We start from the raw sequence: 12,008 nt of genomic DNA, 5'->3' as shown, positions 1-12,008 counted from the left end.
ATTGGTGAGGGGGCTTGGAGAAAATCCGAAAGCGGCTAAATCTGCATCAGGAGGCGCGAACACGGAACGTTCGTGCCTCACTTCACTGTCCCTCGTTCCGTAACTCTGCGCCCGGTCCCTGTACCGGGCGCTTTTTTTTGGCGGCTCTCTGGTTCTGCGCCGGGCCCGCTCCAAATATCCCCTATGAGCCGAAACACAGATACCGACCTGATCGAGCTGCTGCGCAGCGTAAAGACCATCGCCGTCGTCGGCTGGTCGCCCAATCCCGGCCGGGCGTCGAATTCGGTCGCGCGGTTTCTGGCGACCCACGGCTACCGGGTCGTCCCGGTCAATCCCGGCCATGCGGGCAAGAAGGTTCTGGGCGAAACGGTTGTCGCGCATTTGTCGGATATCGAAGGCCGCGTGGACATGGTCGACATCTTCCGCCGGTCCGAAAAGGCGGGCGAGGTCGTGGATGACGCTCTGCAATATCTCGACGGGCTGAAGGCCGTCTGGATGCAATTGGGCGTTGTCGATGACGCAGCCGCAGACCGGGCCCGCGCCGCAGGGGTGAAGGTGGTCATGGACCGCTGCCCGGCGATCGAAATCCCGCGGCTGGGGCTATAATGCCCCGCCCGGTGCCGGGCGCTCAGATCACCTCTTCGCGCTCGATCATGCCCGCATGACAGGCGACCGCACTGCGGATGACGCCGATGGCCAGCGCGCCGCCGCAGCCTTCGCCCATGTTAAGCCCCAGCGACAGAAGCGGCTCCAGCCCAAGGTTTTCGAGCAACAACCCCTGCCCCGGCTCCGCGCCCTGCTGGCCCGCCACGACATGATCGATGGCGGCGGGGTCGAGTGCCGCCAGCACCGCCGCCGCCGCGCAGCAGGCATAGCTGTCGAGGATCACCGGCGTGCCTTGCGCGCGGGCGGCGACGATGGCGCCCGTCATGGCGGCGATGTCGCGACCGCCCAAGCCCTGCAAGACCTTCAGCGGATCGGCGGAGGTGGCGTCTGGCTGCTGCCGAAGGGCCGTTTCCACCAACTCGACCTTACGGGCGAGCGCGGCATCGTCCATCGCGCCGTCCTTGCCCACCCAGCGCGCCGGATCGCCACCGTAGAGCGCGGCGGCCATCGCGGCCGCGCAGGTCGTGTTGCCCACCGCCATGTCACCCGGCACCAGCAGATCGGCATGGGGGTTCACCGCATCCCAGCCCCGGCGCAGCGCGGCCAGCAGATCTTCCTCGCTCAACGCGGGGCCTGCGGAAATATCCTGACTGGGATGGTCAAGCTCCAGCTCCACCATCTGCAACATCGCGCGCACGGATTGGGCCAACTGGTTGATCGCCGCCCCGCCCAGCGCGAAATTCTCGACCATCTCGCGGGTGGCAGCGGCGCGATGCGCGGAAATCCCGCGTTCCGCCACACCATGCGTCGCGGCAAAGATCACGATTTGCGGCTGATCAACGACCGGCACTTCGCTGCCGCGCCAGCCTGCATACCAGATCGCCAGATCCTCCATCCGGCCCAACGCGCCCACCGGCTTCACCAGCCGGGCGTTGCGGGCGCGAGCGGCCTCCAGCGCGTCGGCATCGGGGCCGGGCAACTCGGCGATCAGGCTGCGGAACGCGTCGAGCGTCTGGAACGGGGCGGTCATGGGAGGGAGTGATCCTTTCGTCTGCGGGCGTGCGGCGGGGACCGTCGCGTCAGGCTGATGATAGGGGCGCAGGGGCGATTGGGAAGCCCCGCCCGCTTATCGCGCCTCCTATCTTCCCGGCTCATCCGTGCAGAGAGGCCGGTGTTTCACGTGCATCAGGCGGCGTATCGGCGGCATCCAGCACCAGTTGCAGAAACACCAGATCGAGCCAGCGACCGAATTTCGCCCCGACCTGCGGCATGCGCCCGCGCTCCACGAATCCCAGCTTTTCATGCAAGCGGATAGAGGCCACGTTGCCGGCCTCGATTGCGGCCACCATGACATGCCGCCCGGCGGTGCGGGCCTCCTCGATCAGCGCCGTTAGCAGCACGCGCCCCAGCCCGGCACCGCGCGCCTCGGCGGCGACATAGACCGAATGCTCGACCGTGTGGCGGAACCCCTCGAACGGGCGCCAATCGCCGTAAGAGGCATAGCCCGCCACCCGATCCGCCGCATCGACGGCCACCAGAATGGGAAAGCCGCGCGCATGGCGCGCCTCCATCCAAGCGCGGCGGCCCTCCGCATCGGTCGTGGTTTCATTCCAGATCGCGGTGCCGTTCAGCACGGCGTCGTTATAGATCGCGGCCAGCGCATCGGCGTCGCGGGGGGCGGCGGCGCGCAGGGTATAGGCGGCGGGCATCATTGGTCTTGGCACTCCGGTCGGGGCTGCGGCTGGGGGCGTTCCCGTGCCGCCCGTCAGCGGCGGTTCTGACCCGAGAGTTCGGGCGATGCAAAAAGTTTTGAAAAACTTCGCATTCGCCGGGAACCGCAGGTCGGCCACCGGCATTACATACCCGACAGACCGGTGCATCCCCTTGCCGGACCTGTCCTGTCCCTGGCTTCGGGCGGCCCAATGCCCAACATCCCCGACAGGCGGTGCTCTGCCCAGCACCGCCTGTCTTTTTATGGGCCCCGCCTCCTCAACCCCCCATTTTAGCACGGAATTTCCAGGTTTCGCCTGAATTGCGCGGTTGCCTGTGGCGCGCCCCTGCGGCTAGTCTGCCAGCGATTCATCTGATGCCCCGCACGCAAGGACAGACGCCCCATGGCCGATTTCATTACCGTCGAAAACCTCGGCAATCTGCTGGTTCTGCTGTTCTTGCAGGCGGTGCTCGGCTTCGACAACCTGCTCTATATTTCAATTGAAAGTCAGCGCGCCCCCGTCGCACAGCAGAAATCGGTGCGGTTCTGGGGGATCATCCTTGCCGTGGCGCTGCGCGTCATCTTGCTGTTCGCGATGATCAAGCTGCTGGATCTGCTGACCGACCCGTTCTTTGTCTTTGACTGGGAAGGCGTGCTGGAAGGCGGCGTGAACTTTGCCACCGTGGTGTTCGTCTTTGGCGGCGTGTTCATCATGTATACGGCGGTCAAGGAAATCAGCCACATGCTGCGGATCGAACATATCGACGCCGACGTGAACGCCAAATCGGGTAAGTCCGCGACGCAGGTGGTGCTGTTGATCGTGATGATGAACCTGATCTTCAGCTTCGATTCGGTGCTGTCGGCATTGGCCATCACCGATGTGTTCTGGGTGCTGGCGACCGCGATCATCCTGTCGGGTCTGGCGATGCTGGTGCTGGCCGACGGGGTGACGAACTTCCTCAAGAAAAACCGCATGTATGAGGTTCTGGGCCTGTTCATCCTGCTGATCGTCGGGGTTGTCCTACTGGGCGAAGCGGGCCCTGCGGCGGCCCATGCGATGCATGACGAAAGCCTTCAGATCCGGCTGTTCGGCTACGAGTTGCTGCCGATGTCGAAGACGACGTTCTATTTCTCGGTGGCGGTCCTGTTCATCGTGGAATTCGTCCAGACCGGCTACAAGCGCAAGCTGGAGGCCGAAGCCCGGTCCGAACGCCATAGCTGAGCCCCCGGTTCATCGGACGGCGGTGGCAGCGGGATCGGCATTTTCCCGCCCGCCCCGCTGGCAGGCGAAAGCCCGCTCGGGTATAGACACTGCAAGGATCCTGAACGCCCACACTCTAGCGCAAGGTGCGCCTGCCCATGCCCGGAACCGGACTGTCGAAACTTTCCTACGCGCTGCTGCTGATCCTGATCGTCTATGCTGCGCTGACCGGGGCTGGATGAAACGGGGCGCATGATGGCACAGAGATACGGCGGAAAATACAGCCCACAGGGCGGCGAGGACGACGCGCCATTGAGCGGCAGCGCCCAGACCCGCAACACCACTACCCCTGCCGTCAACCCGTTCGAGGGTCGGCGCCGGTCGCGCGTGGGCGGGCGGGTGAACCTGCTTTTTGCGGCACCGCTGCCGTTGGTGTTTACCGCATTCACGTCCGGCCCCGTCGGGCTTGCCACCGATCTGGTGGCGCTTGGCGTGCTGTGGTTCGGCGCATGGCTGACCCGCGAAGGCGTGCGCGCGCACGAAGCCTATGACGCCCGCAAGGTCGCGCGCCGCCCTTCCCTGCCCCGCAAGGTGATCGGCGCCGTGATGATCGGCATGGGCATCGCCACGGCTGCCATGGGCCCGGATGCCAGCCTGCTGGGACCGGTGCTGCTGGGCCTTATCGGGACGGCGCTGCATATCCTGTCCTTTGGGCTCGATCCGATGACCGCCAAGGGCATGGATGATGTGGACACCCGCCAGCATGGCCGTGCGATGCGCGCGGTGGGCGAGGCCGAGAAGATGCTGACCGACATGCAGGCCGCCATTATGCGCACCGGCGACCGGCGCATGCAGGCGCGCGTCGAAAAATTCGGCACCACCGCCCGCACCATGTTCCGCACCGTGGAAGAAGACCCGAGGGATTTGACCGCAGCGCGGAAATATCTGACGGTCTACATGATGGGCGCGCGGGACGCGGCGGTGAAATACGCCGGACTGCACCCCCGCGACCGTGATACGAAGACCCGCGCCGAATTCGAAGCGCTGCTTGACGATCTGGAGCAGAACTTTGCGGCGCGAACCCGGAAGATGCTGGCCGATGACCGCATCGATCTGGATGTAGAGATTGACGTGCTGCGCGACCGGCTGCGGCGCGACGGGATCGAGGCGCGGTAGCGCCCGTCTGACAAAACTGGGTCGGCAAACGGCCCGACAGGAGTGGGATGGCGATGAACGAGTTCAAGCAGGACGCAAACGGCACGGCCCCTCAGGGCGCACCGCAGACCACCGCCGCCGCGCAGGCTCCGGTGGCGCAGGGGCTCGCGACCGCCGCCGCCCCCGGGCGGGACAGCGCCACCCACGAGGTGGAGCAACTCAGCGCCGTGGTTCTGGCCGACCCCGCCCCCGCCGACGCGATCACCCCGCTCGATCAGGCCGACGCGCCCTTGTCCGAGGAAATCCGCAAGCGGATGGCCGAGATCGACATGGGCGACACCAATTCCATCGTCTCCTTCGGCTCCGGCGCGCAGGCCGAGCTGCAAAAGATCAGCCAATCGATGCTGGCGGATGTGAAAAACAAGGATGTCGGCCCCGCAGGCGATGGCCTGCGCGACATCGTCGGCACGATCCGCGGCTTTTCGGTCAGCGAACTGGATGTGCGGCGCAAGCGCAACTTCTTTGAGAAGCTGCTGGGCCGGGTCGCGCCCTATTCCAAATTCGTCGCCAAATACGAGGAGGTGCAGGATCAGATCGACCGCATCACCACGAACCTGTTGCAGCACGAACATCAGCTGCTCAAGGACATCAAATCGCTCGATTTGCTCTATGACCGGACGCTGGAATTCTACGACGAACTGGCGCTCTACATCGCTGCGGGCGAGGCAAAGCTGGCGGAATTCGACACGCAGGTGATCCCCGCCAAGGAGGCGCAGGTCGATGCCGCGCCCGAGGACGATCAGGTGATCCGCGCGCAGGAACTGCGCGACATGCGCGCCGCGCGGGACGATCTGGAACGCCGGGTGCATGACCTGAAACTGACGCGTCAGGTGACGATGCAATCCCTGCCTTCGATCCGGCTGGTGCAGGAAAACGACAAGAGCCTCGTGACCAAGATCAATTCGACCTTGGTCAACACGGTGCCCCTGTGGGAAACCCAGCTGGCGCAGGCGGTGACCATCCAGCGCAGCGCGGAGGCCGCCGGCGCGGTCCGCGAAGCCACCGATCTGACCAATGAATTGCTGACCGCCAATGCAAAGAACCTGCGCACTGCCAACAAGACCGTGCGCGAGCAGATGGAGCGTGGCGTATTCGACATCGAAGCCGTGCGCGCCGCCAATGCTGACCTGATCGCCACGATCGAGGAAAGCCTGCAAATTGCCGATGAAGGCAAGCGCCGCCGCAGCGAGGCCGAGGGCGAATTGCAGAAGATGGAAGCGGAACTGCGCGACACGCTGGCCTCGGCCCGGGCTCGGGCGGATGCGCGGGGCGGCAATGCGGGGGCAGCCGTGCCCCCCGCGCAGCGTTGAGAGGAGGCTTCGTGACGCGCGCCTTTCGATCCGGTCGACGCCCTTCCCAAGACACCGCATCCCGTGCCTCCGACCTTGCAGCCAAGGCACGGGCCGAGGTGACCCCGCCCGCCGGATGGCGGCGCGGCATCCTTGCGCTATGCCTGACGGTCATCACCGCCTGCGAAACCGCAGCGCCCGTGACCAGCCCGCCCCCCGCGACCCGCCCCGAGCCGCAGATCCCCGCCCCGCGCGCCGTGCCGGGCGACGCCAGCCGCAAACTGTCGGCCCATTACGCGCGGGTCGAACGCGACCTGCGCACGCAGGGGCTTCTGCGGCAGGATGGCGGCGGACCGGACACGCCCTATAACGCCCGCCAACTGACCGAAAACTTCCTGCGCATCGCGCTATACGATGAATATGTCAGCCGCGCCGGGACACTGGTCGCCGAACAGACCGAAAGCCGCCTGCGCCGCTGGGAACAGCCCGTGCGCGTGCAGGTCAGCTTTGGCGAGACCGTGCCCGATGCGCAGCGCCGCACCGACCGCCGCAATATCGACAGCTACATCAAGCGGCTGGCGGATGTGAGCGGCCACCCGATATCCACCACCGGTGGCACCGGCAATTTTCAGGTTCTGGTCCTGAACGAGGATGAGCGTCCGACCTATGGCGACACGCTGCGCCGGATGATACCGGGCATCGACCCGACCGCCGTGCGCACCATCGAGACCATGACCGAGGACACGTTCTGTCTGGTCTTTGCGTTCTCGCGCGGGACGGACAGTGCTTATACCCGCGCCGTCGCGGTGATCCGGGGCGAACATCCCGATCTGCTGCGCCTGTCCTGCATCCACGAGGAATTGGCGCAGGGGCTGGGACTGGCCAATGACAGCCCGCGCGCCCGGCCCTCCATCTTTAACGATGACGAGGAATTCGGCCTGCTGACGACGCAGGATGAAATGATGCTGCGGATGCTTTACGACGACCGCCTGCGCCCCGGCATGAGCCTTACCGAGGCCCGCCCCATCGCCAAGACCATCGCCGAGGAGCTTCTCGGCGGGCCAAGCTGACCCGCGCGCGACGCGCTTTGCACCGCACGCCATAAGGACGGAGACCCGCATGGGCATTTTCGATTTTCTCTCGGGCCAGTTCATCGACGTCATCCACTGGACCGATGACACCCGCGACACGATGGTCTGGCGGTTCGAGCGCGAAGGCCATGAGATCAAGTATGGCGCCAAGCTGACAGTGCGCGAGGGTCAGGCGGCGGTGTTCGTCCATGAGGGCCAGCTGGCGGATGTGTTCACGCCCGGGCTCTACATGCTCGAAACCAACAATATGCCGATCATGACCTCGCTTCAGCACTGGGACCACGGGTTCCGGTCGCCGTTCAAATCCGAGGTCTATTTCGTCTCCACCAACCGTTTCACGGACCTGAAATGGGGCACCAAGAATCCGGTGATGCTACGCGACCCGGAATTCGGGCCGACCCGTATCCGGGCCTTTGGCACCTATGTCATCAAGGTTTCCGATCCCGGCCTGTTCATGACCGAGATCGTCGGCACCGATGGTGAATTCACCCGTGACGAGATCAGCTTCCAGATCCGCAACATCATCGTGCAGCAGGCCAGCCGGGTGATGGCGGGTTCGGGCATTCCCGTGCTCGACATGGCCGCGAACACGCTCGACATGGGTAAGCTCATCGCCGCCGAAGTGTCCAAGGTGCTGGACAGCTACGGTCTGAGCATGCCGGAATTCTATATCGAAAACATCTCGCTCCCGCCCGCCGTGGAGGCCGCGCTGGACAAGCGCACCTCGATGGGGCTTGCCGGTGATCTGGGCCGGTTCACCCAGTATTCCGCAGCCGAGGCGATGACGGCGGCAGCCTCCAACCCGAATGGCGGTGGCGGCATGGGGGCTGGTCTTGGCATGGGGATGGGCATGGCGATGGCCAACCAGATGGCGCATGGCAGCGCCGGGGGGCAGGCCGGTCCGTGGGGCAGCCCGCAGGCGCAGCAGCCCGGCCCTTGGGGGCAGACGCCGCAGCCGCATGCGCAGCCCATGCAGCAGCCCCCCGCGCCACCACCGCCGCCCGTCGAACATGTGTGGCACATCGCCGAGAACGGCGCGACACAAGGCCCGTTTTCCAAAGCGCGGCTGGGACGGATGGCGCAGGATGGCACCCTGACCCGCGAAACGCTGGTCTGGACCGCCGGTCAGGACGGGTGGAAGCCCGCCGGCGATGTGGGTGAGCTGGCGCAGTTGTTCACGGTGATGCCGCCGCCCCCTCCGCCGCCGCCACCTGCCGTCTGATCCGATGACCCGATCCGGTTTTCCGCATGTGCCGCCCGCTCCGCCCGGCGCCGCGCGCCCCCCTGAACACGCGCCCGATGAGGCCGATGTGCCCGAGATCGAGGTCGCGGGCCCCGGCCCCGATGACGCGCACCGGTTTCCCTGCCCTGCCTGCGGGTCCGATCTTCGGTTCGCCCCTGCGGCGGGCAAGCTTATCTGCGATCATTGCGGCTACGAGGATCAGGTGGAAATCCCGCCGGGTGCCGCCCCGCAGGCCATCCGCGAACTGGATTTCCGCGCCGCGATCGAGGCCCGCCTGCCGGAAGTGGAGATGGAGGAAACCCGCGTCACGACCTGCACCAGTTGCGGCGCGCAGATCGAGTTTGACGACGACACCCATGCCCGCGAATGTCCGTTCTGCGCCTCGCCGGTGGTGGTCGACAGCGGCGTGCACCGGCATATCAAGCCGCGCGGACTGCTGCCCTTTGGCCTGACCGAGCGCAACGCCCATGACGCTATGTCGGACTGGCTGGGCGGGCTGTGGTTTGCCCCCAACGGGCTAAAGGACTACGCTCGCAAGGGGCGCAAGATGCAGGGCATCTATGTGCCCTACTGGACCTTCGACGCCGACACGCAGTCCGATTATCGCGGTCAGCGCGGCACCGTCTACTGGGTTACGCGCACGGTTATGCGGGATGGCAAGCCCACGCAGCAGCGGGTGCAGAAAATCCGCTGGCGCCCTGTCGCGGGCCGGGTGGGCCGGTTCTTTGACGATGTGCTGGTGCTGGCGTCCAACACCCTGCCGCGCAAATACACCGACGCGCTGGAGCCGTGGGATCTGTCGGCGATGGAGCCTTATACGCCGGAATTCCTCGCCGGTTTTCGGGCCGAAGGCTATCAGGTCGGACTGGAGGAGGGTTTCCTCGTCGCGCGCGAGAAGATGGATGCCCAGATCCAGCGCGATGTCCGGTTCGACATTGGCGGCGACAGACAGCGGATCGACGACATTCGCACCCGGATTTCCGGTGTGACGTTCAAGCATGTCCTGCTGCCCGTCTGGCTTGCCGCCTATAAATATCGTGGCAAGACCTACCGTTTCGTCGTCAATGGTCGGACTGGCCGGGTGCAAGGCGAACGCCCGTGGTCGGCGATAAAGATCGCGCTGGCGGTGATCCTCGGCCTGATCGTCGCGGCGGTGGCGGGCTATATCGGCGCGCGATGATCGCGGCTGGGCCCCGGTGGGCTAAGTTGGCACGGGGGCGGGGCTGCCGGGGCGGTGTAAAGCCCCCGTGCGACCCGGCTTAGAACTCTACCGAATTGAGCACTTCGCCGTTGACCGCGCGATACATTTCCTTGTGTTCGGACCAGTAGCCCGCGATGGTCAGCCGCAGGGTGATCGGGCCTTCCTCGAGGTTCATGAAATACCATCCATGGTAGCCCGGAAACGGCGCGGTGAAGCTGCCATTCTGCGCCACGCCTTCGCCCTTGGAATAGGCCATTTCGAACCCTTCGGGATAGCTCGCAGCATCGGCGCTGGAGGGGTGGCCGTGGAACTCGAAATAGACGCCATCCCCCTTGGGATCGACGACCTCCCATGCGTAGACGAAGCTGGTATCCGCGGGCAGAATGAACTTGTGCTCGATCTCGCCGAAATCCTCGATCTGAAGCTCGATCACCTCGCTTTTGAACGGGGCGTCCTCCAGATGGATCAATCCTTGGATCGAGCGTTCGATACGCTCGGCCTGTGGGTCGTAATCCTCGACATTGAACGCCAGCGCGGCGGTGGCACCGCTTGCCGGGGCCTCCTGAGCCAATGCGGTGAGCCCGGTCACGCGCCCCAGCCCCGTGGGATCGACGCCATATTCGGCAGGCAGCACGAAACCGATCAGCAGCGCCCCGGCCACCGCACCGCCGAGTGCCAGTTTCATATAGGGGAACGCCGCGCGATCCTTGGTCATGGCGAAGGCCTTTCCTGTCTTATGAAGTTACGAAATATCCGGTCATGTGCAGACCAAAGAGCCCCAGCCCCGCCGCAAAGAGCACGACGTTGGCGGTCTGAGAGATTGCCGGCATGCCTGCCCGCCCGCGTAAGGTCTGGAAGAGGCCGAACAGCACCGCGAGCGCCAGCACCTGCCCCACCTCCACCCCGACATTGAACGCCACCAGATTGGCGATCAGCCCGTCGCGCGACAGGTTCAGATCCTGCAGTTTGGTCGCCAGTCCCAGACCATGCGCAAGGCCAAAGCCAAAGACCGCGATCCGGGGATCGGGCAGCCCGCGCGCGCCGAGGTTCTCGACCGCCTTGTAGCAGACCGACAGCCCGATCACCGCGTCGATCAGGAAAGCATTCACATGCAGCCCGGCCAGCACCCCGACCAACAGGGTGATGGAATGGCCAAGCGCGAACAGGCTGACCAGCGCGACCACATCCCGCAGGGTCCGAAGGTAGAAAATCACCCCTGCCAGATACAGCAGATGGTCGTATCCGGTGACCATATGCTTGGCGCCCAGATAGATGAACGCTGCCGGATGGGCGCCGATGGTCCCTTGCACGAAACCACGGTCGCCCGGCGCGACACCATGCGCCAGCGCCACCCCACCGAGCAGGATCAGCGCCAGCGTCAAAGCCGCGCGCTGGCCTGTCACGCCCGGGCGCATCACTCTTCGACATAGGGGATCATGCGACCCAGGATGATGACGGCGGTCCAGAAGACCAGCGACGCGCCCGCGACGACGCGTGCATCCGCGCTCAATGCCGCGCCTTCCAGCCCCGCGTCGATCTGGGGACGGATGCGCCGCACGAACCATGCGGTGTTCAATCCGGCCAGAACGATCACGCCCATCTTTAGCCAAAACGCGATGTTGACCAGATAGCGGTCGCTGTCACCGATCACGAACAATGTGCCGGTCGCGATGTTGATGGCAAACCCGACAAGCGTGACCCGCACAAAGATCTCGACCCGTGAAAGCGGCACCCGAGGGGCCAGCCCGATCACTCGCAGATCGACGATCAGCAGCGATCCGAACAGCAGGCACAGCCCAAAGAAATGCAGCATTTCCAGCATCGGAAAGAACCACGCATTCCCCATGATGAAGCTGCTGAGCGCTGTGGCATTGAGGGTCTCGATGACCCAATTGATTAAGGAATACATCTGCCGTCCCCCTAGTTCAGATAACCGATGAGGCGCCCGGCGATCAGCGCCGAGATCCAGACAACCAGCGCAACCGCGGCAAGACGCCGGTCCCCGCGCGTGGCCACGTCATCGCCCGTGCGCGCCGCGCGCTTGAGACACCCGCGCACCAGCCGCCATGTCAGGCCCACGCCGATCAGCACCAAAACGATCTTGATGCGGAACGCCCAGTTGAAGAACAGCTCCGACGCGCTGCCCATAAACAGCATCGTGCCCGAGGCGATATTGACCGCGAAGCCCAGCAACGCGACCGTCCAATACGGTGGCAGCGCGCCCAGCGGGATGGATCGGGCAAAGCCCAGAACCCGGAAGATCAGCATCAAGGAGATGCCGACCATGATTGCCATGCCCACCGCATGCAGCGACAGCACGATGGCGTAGCCCCATTGCGTGCTCGACACGAGCATGCCAGCGCCGGAATCCTCCAGCGCGAACAAGAGGTCCATGAAATTCCCTCGCTTTCAGAAATTAGGCTTGCCTGCCCGCAAGGGGGGCCGCAGCCG

13 protein-coding genes are annotated in these 12,008 nt (G+C 65.0%); 7 read left to right on the top strand and 6 right to left on the bottom strand.

Features of this window, described 5'->3' with window-relative positions:
- Window positions 1–183 precede the first annotated feature (183 nt).
- Entirely contained in the window at window positions 184–606 is a 423-nt protein-coding gene (locus tag CBW24_RS03715; protein ID WP_088663367.1) for a CoA-binding protein, read from the top strand.
- A gap of 22 nt (window positions 607–628) precedes the next feature.
- On the opposite strand, the gene CBW24_RS03710 is transcribed toward CBW24_RS03715, so the two are convergent.
- Together CBW24_RS03710 and CBW24_RS03705 are read right to left on the bottom strand one after the other, a co-directional pair.
- Complete coding sequence (locus CBW24_RS03710; RefSeq protein WP_097372719.1) at window positions 629–1,636, bottom strand: nicotinate-nucleotide--dimethylbenzimidazole phosphoribosyltransferase; 1,008 nt, start codon at window positions 1,634–1,636, stop codon at window positions 629–631.
- Window positions 1,637–1,757: 121 nt separating this feature from the next.
- Window positions 1,758–2,318 (bottom strand): GNAT family N-acetyltransferase, encoded by a 561-nt coding sequence (locus CBW24_RS03705; RefSeq protein ID WP_198405226.1) that lies wholly within the window; start codon window positions 2,316–2,318, stop codon window positions 1,758–1,760.
- Between the two features lie 402 nt (window positions 2,319–2,720).
- Between CBW24_RS03705 and CBW24_RS03700 the strand changes: the two genes are divergently transcribed.
- The 6 genes from CBW24_RS03700 to CBW24_RS03675 all read left to right on the top strand — a co-directional run bounded on the left by CBW24_RS03700 (window position 2,721) and on the right by CBW24_RS03675 (window position 9,536).
- Window positions 2,721–3,539 (top strand): TerC family protein, encoded by an 819-nt coding sequence (locus tag CBW24_RS03700; RefSeq protein WP_088663369.1) that lies wholly within the window; start codon window positions 2,721–2,723, stop codon window positions 3,537–3,539.
- Between the two features lie 231 nt (window positions 3,540–3,770).
- Window positions 3,771–4,694 (top strand): 5-bromo-4-chloroindolyl phosphate hydrolysis family protein, encoded by a 924-nt coding sequence (locus CBW24_RS03695; RefSeq protein ID WP_309764451.1) that lies wholly within the window; start codon window positions 3,771–3,773, stop codon window positions 4,692–4,694.
- 53 nt (window positions 4,695–4,747) lie between these two features.
- A complete protein-coding gene (locus tag CBW24_RS03690; RefSeq protein WP_097374113.1) occupies window positions 4,748–6,043 on the top strand; it encodes a toxic anion resistance protein in 1,296 nt (431 codons plus the stop codon).
- Window positions 6,044–6,171: 128 nt separating this feature from the next.
- Window positions 6,172–7,092, top strand: a complete 921-nt coding sequence (locus CBW24_RS03685; protein WP_374708993.1) for a DUF2927 domain-containing protein — start codon at window positions 6,172–6,174, stop codon at window positions 7,090–7,092.
- A gap of 49 nt (window positions 7,093–7,141) precedes the next feature.
- On the top strand, window positions 7,142–8,335 hold the full coding sequence (locus tag CBW24_RS03680) for an SPFH domain-containing protein (RefSeq protein WP_097372718.1): 1,194 nt from the start codon (window positions 7,142–7,144) through the stop codon (window positions 8,333–8,335).
- A 4-nt stretch (window positions 8,336–8,339) separates the two neighbouring features.
- Entirely contained in the window at window positions 8,340–9,536 is a 1,197-nt protein-coding gene (locus tag CBW24_RS03675) for a TFIIB-type zinc finger domain-containing protein (RefSeq protein ID WP_097372717.1), read from the top strand.
- Window positions 9,537–9,615: 79 nt separating this feature from the next.
- Here the strand turns inward: CBW24_RS03675 and CBW24_RS03670 are convergent, their stop codons facing one another.
- Genes CBW24_RS03670 through CBW24_RS03655 form a run of 4 tightly spaced genes read right to left on the bottom strand, consistent with a single transcriptional unit; the run spans window position 9,616 to window position 11,951 of the window.
- On the bottom strand, window positions 9,616–10,272 hold the full coding sequence (locus CBW24_RS03670; protein ID WP_097372716.1) for a hypothetical protein: 657 nt from the start codon (window positions 10,270–10,272) through the stop codon (window positions 9,616–9,618).
- Window positions 10,273–10,291: 19 nt separating this feature from the next.
- Window positions 10,292–10,960 (bottom strand): HupE/UreJ family protein, encoded by a 669-nt coding sequence (locus tag CBW24_RS03665; RefSeq protein ID WP_232530084.1) that lies wholly within the window; start codon window positions 10,958–10,960, stop codon window positions 10,292–10,294.
- An 11-nt stretch (window positions 10,961–10,971) separates the two neighbouring features.
- Window positions 10,972–11,466: a DUF6644 family protein gene (locus CBW24_RS03660; RefSeq protein ID WP_097372714.1), complete on the bottom strand. Its 495-nt coding sequence runs from the start codon at window positions 11,464–11,466 to the stop codon at window positions 10,972–10,974.
- A gap of 11 nt (window positions 11,467–11,477) precedes the next feature.
- Window positions 11,478–11,951, bottom strand: a complete 474-nt coding sequence (locus CBW24_RS03655; protein WP_088663376.1) for a hypothetical protein — start codon at window positions 11,949–11,951, stop codon at window positions 11,478–11,480.
- Window positions 11,952–12,008 lie beyond the last annotated feature (57 nt).

It is taken from the genome of Pacificitalea manganoxidans, from assembly GCF_002504165.1.
Lineage (GTDB): Bacteria > Pseudomonadota > Alphaproteobacteria > Rhodobacterales > Rhodobacteraceae > Pacificitalea > Pacificitalea manganoxidans.
This window is presented reverse-complemented; position numbering and strand designations above follow the sequence as displayed.

Excerpts from the sequence above, each read along its gene's own strand:
- CBW24_RS03700 (WP_088663369.1), top strand. The coding sequence starts at position 2,721 with ATGGCCGATTTCATTACCGTCGAAAACCTCGGCAATCTGCTGGTTCTG.
- CBW24_RS03675 (WP_097372717.1), top strand. The coding sequence starts at position 8,340 with ATGACCCGATCCGGTTTTCCGCATGTGCCGCCCGCTCCGCCCGGCGCC.
- CBW24_RS03680 (WP_097372718.1), top strand. The coding sequence starts at position 7,142 with ATGGGCATTTTCGATTTTCTCTCGGGCCAGTTCATCGACGTCATCCAC.
- CBW24_RS03695 (WP_309764451.1), top strand. The coding sequence starts at position 3,771 with ATGATGGCACAGAGATACGGCGGAAAATACAGCCCACAGGGCGGCGAG.
- CBW24_RS03655 (WP_088663376.1), bottom strand. The coding sequence starts at position 11,951 with ATGGACCTCTTGTTCGCGCTGGAGGATTCCGGCGCTGGCATGCTCGTG.
- CBW24_RS03660 (WP_097372714.1), bottom strand. The coding sequence starts at position 11,466 with ATGTATTCCTTAATCAATTGGGTCATCGAGACCCTCAATGCCACAGCG.
- CBW24_RS03690 (WP_097374113.1), top strand. The coding sequence starts at position 4,748 with ATGAACGAGTTCAAGCAGGACGCAAACGGCACGGCCCCTCAGGGCGCA.
- CBW24_RS03710 (WP_097372719.1), bottom strand. The coding sequence starts at position 1,636 with ATGACCGCCCCGTTCCAGACGCTCGACGCGTTCCGCAGCCTGATCGCC.
- CBW24_RS03715 (WP_088663367.1), top strand. The coding sequence starts at position 184 with ATGAGCCGAAACACAGATACCGACCTGATCGAGCTGCTGCGCAGCGTA.
- CBW24_RS03705 (WP_198405226.1), bottom strand. The coding sequence starts at position 2,318 with ATGATGCCCGCCGCCTATACCCTGCGCGCCGCCGCCCCCCGCGACGCC.
- CBW24_RS03670 (WP_097372716.1), bottom strand. The coding sequence starts at position 10,272 with ATGACCAAGGATCGCGCGGCGTTCCCCTATATGAAACTGGCACTCGGC.